Raw genomic sequence first — 2337 nt, forward strand, 5'->3', positions numbered from 1 at the left:
CGACTGCTGAACGTGCCCAGCGACGAGCAGCCGACCGCGAAACAGACCTCGGTGACGCTGAGGTCGCCGCGACGTAGCAGCGCCATCGCGCGCTCGATGCGCCGCGTCATCAGGTAGCCGTACGGGGACTCGCCGTACGCGCGCCGGAACTCGCGGCTGAGGTGCCCGGCCGACATGTGCGCGCCGCGGGCCAGTGCCTCGACGTCCAGCGGCTGCGCGTACTCCCGGTCGATCCGGTCACGAACGCGGCGCAGCCGCGCGAGGTCGCGCAGGTGCTGTGCGGCGGCGGGCCCGGTGGTCACCTGCAAGATCGTGCCACGTCGCGCCGGAGTTGCCTAGCGCCGCGCCCTGTCGCCGTGCCGTCCCGGACGACCGGTCAGGTGACTGCGTCGGACTCACAGTCCGAACGCCTGTGTCACCCGCTCGGCCAGCTCATCCTCGGTCGTCGTGATGTCGACCTCGATGAGGCGTAGGTCGACACGCTTCACCTCTTCGAACAAGTGCTCCGTGAACAGCCGATCACGCTCGAGCAGGTTGCGCAGCGCCCTCTCCGGATCACTGGTCTTCCAGGCGATCTCCCACGTGAAGCCCCGACTGTCGAACGCGGCCCGACGGAAGTCTGGCGTCGGGAGGAGCCAGACGGCGTGACCAGGCACCGCGAGGAGGGGCTTCACGAGGTGTGGCAACAGTCGGAAGCCGTCGACGACCACGCGATGGTCCCGCGGAAGGCGGAGCAGGTCATCAACGATCAGGCCGAAGCCCTCACCCCGAAACCAATGGAACGTCTCGAGCATCGTCTCGGGAGATCGGTCCACCCAACGCTCGTCCATGTCCATGGCAGCGAACTCGCTCAGGAACGGACTGTCTTCCGGTGTGCTCCGGCCGGCGTGATCCGACATGACGTCGTCAGTCGCGAAGTGGCGCAGGCCGCGCTGGGCCGCGATGCGACGAGCGATGGTCGACTTGCCCGCACCGCTCCCGCCACCGATCCAGTAGACGTGCCCGAGCCGCGCCCGCAGCGCTGCGGCGTCGGCAGGCTCTCCGCGTCGTTCGGCTCGCATACGATCACTGTATGAGCGACCGGAGGTCGGTCGACGAAACGGCTCGCCCGACGTCGCGAGCCGCCCCGCGAGCGGTGCGCTCTGCCTGTCAGGAGTGCCGTCGAGCCGTCGCGCTCGCCCTGTCCGTGGTCGCGCATAACGTGGGTGCACGCAGAGCCCGATGCCGAGGAGCGTCATGACCACCCTGACCGAACGCCCGAACACCGCACTACTCGTCATCGACGTCCAGAACGACGTCATGACCGGCGTGCACCACCGTGAGGCTGTCATCGCCAACATCGCCCTCCTGGTGGACAGGGCCAGAGCAGAGAACGCGCCCGTCGTGTGGGTGCAGCACTCCGCCGACGGCATGCCCCAAGGCAGCGACGGCTGGCGCTACGTTCCCGAGCTCACCCAGGACGGGTCGGAGCCGGTGGTGCACAAGCGGTACGGCGACTCCTTCGAGGACACCGACCTCGAGACCGTGCTCGCCGAGCGCAAGGTGGGGCGCCTGATCGTCACCGGGGCGCAGACCGATCAATGCATCCGGTCCACACTCCACGGAGCGATCGTCCGAGGCTACGACACGACGCTTGTCGGCGATGCCCACACCACCGAAGACCTCAGCGAGTGGGGCGCCCCCACTCCCGACAAGGTCATCGACCACACGAACCTCTACTGGCAGCACCACACCGCTCCCGGACGGCAGGCAGGGACGGTCAGCACCGGCTCCGTCGACTTCGGCTGAACTCTCCGGAGAGCCGCTGTTGATTGACGACACTCGAACGTTCTAGAGTCACGGATCAATCTTGCCTGACGTCCTGGACCTCTGAGCATCGACAGGGCTCGGCTTACCGGGCTCGTACAGAAGGCTGACCCGACCCGGACGTTCTCCTCACCCGTCTCGTCACTTCGGCGACGAGAGTCGGTGCGTGACGATAGCCGCCGGATCGGGGGACGACATGTCGGGGATCAGCGTGCGACCGGCGGCGCTGCTGGACGCCGGCAACTGCTGCGAGGAACTCGTCGCCAGCCAGGTCGACGTGGCCGAGCGCGCCCTCGCCGATGCCGAAGGAGCGCCCGCCGCCGCACGGATGGGCAGCATGGTGTCGGCCGGATCCGCGCGCTCGTGCATCGATGGTTGGCAGGAGACGTTACGTAGTAAAGACCTGAACGGATGGTTGGAGATCAGGACATCCCCCTGATGGGGTAAACGGGCTTGGTGTCCCAACCACTCATCAGGAGGATGTCTTGTCCAAGGGTAGTAGTCGCCGGCTGTCTCGTGGGGACCGTCGCC

4 protein-coding genes are annotated in these 2337 nt (G+C 67.4%); 2 read left to right on the forward strand and 2 right to left on the reverse strand.

The window, feature by feature from the left end; translation table 11 throughout:
- Window positions 1-302, reverse strand: a 302-nt coding sequence (locus GEV10_32010; GenBank protein MQA83026.1) for a helix-turn-helix domain-containing protein, incomplete at its 3' end; no start/stop codon positions are given.
- Between the two features lie 93 nt (window positions 303-395).
- Window positions 396-1061, reverse strand: a complete 666-nt coding sequence (locus GEV10_32015; GenBank protein ID MQA83027.1) for a hypothetical protein — start codon at window positions 1059-1061, stop codon at window positions 396-398.
- Window positions 1062-1236: 175 nt separating this feature from the next.
- On the opposite strand from GEV10_32015, the gene GEV10_32020 reads away from it, so the two are divergent.
- Both GEV10_32020 and GEV10_32025 read left to right on the forward strand, forming a co-directional pair.
- The gene (locus GEV10_32020; GenBank protein MQA83028.1) at window positions 1237-1788 is read left to right on the forward strand and encodes an isochorismatase family protein; all 552 of its coding nucleotides are present in this window, start codon (window positions 1237-1239) and stop codon (window positions 1786-1788) included.
- Window positions 1789-1972: 184 nt separating this feature from the next.
- Complete coding sequence (locus GEV10_32025; GenBank protein MQA83029.1) at window positions 1973-2245, forward strand: hypothetical protein; 273 nt, start codon at window positions 1973-1975, stop codon at window positions 2243-2245.
- Window positions 2246-2337: the final 92 nt, after the last annotated feature.

Source organism: Streptosporangiales bacterium (assembly GCA_009379955.1).
GTDB lineage: Bacteria > Actinomycetota > Actinomycetes > Streptosporangiales > WHST01 > WHST01.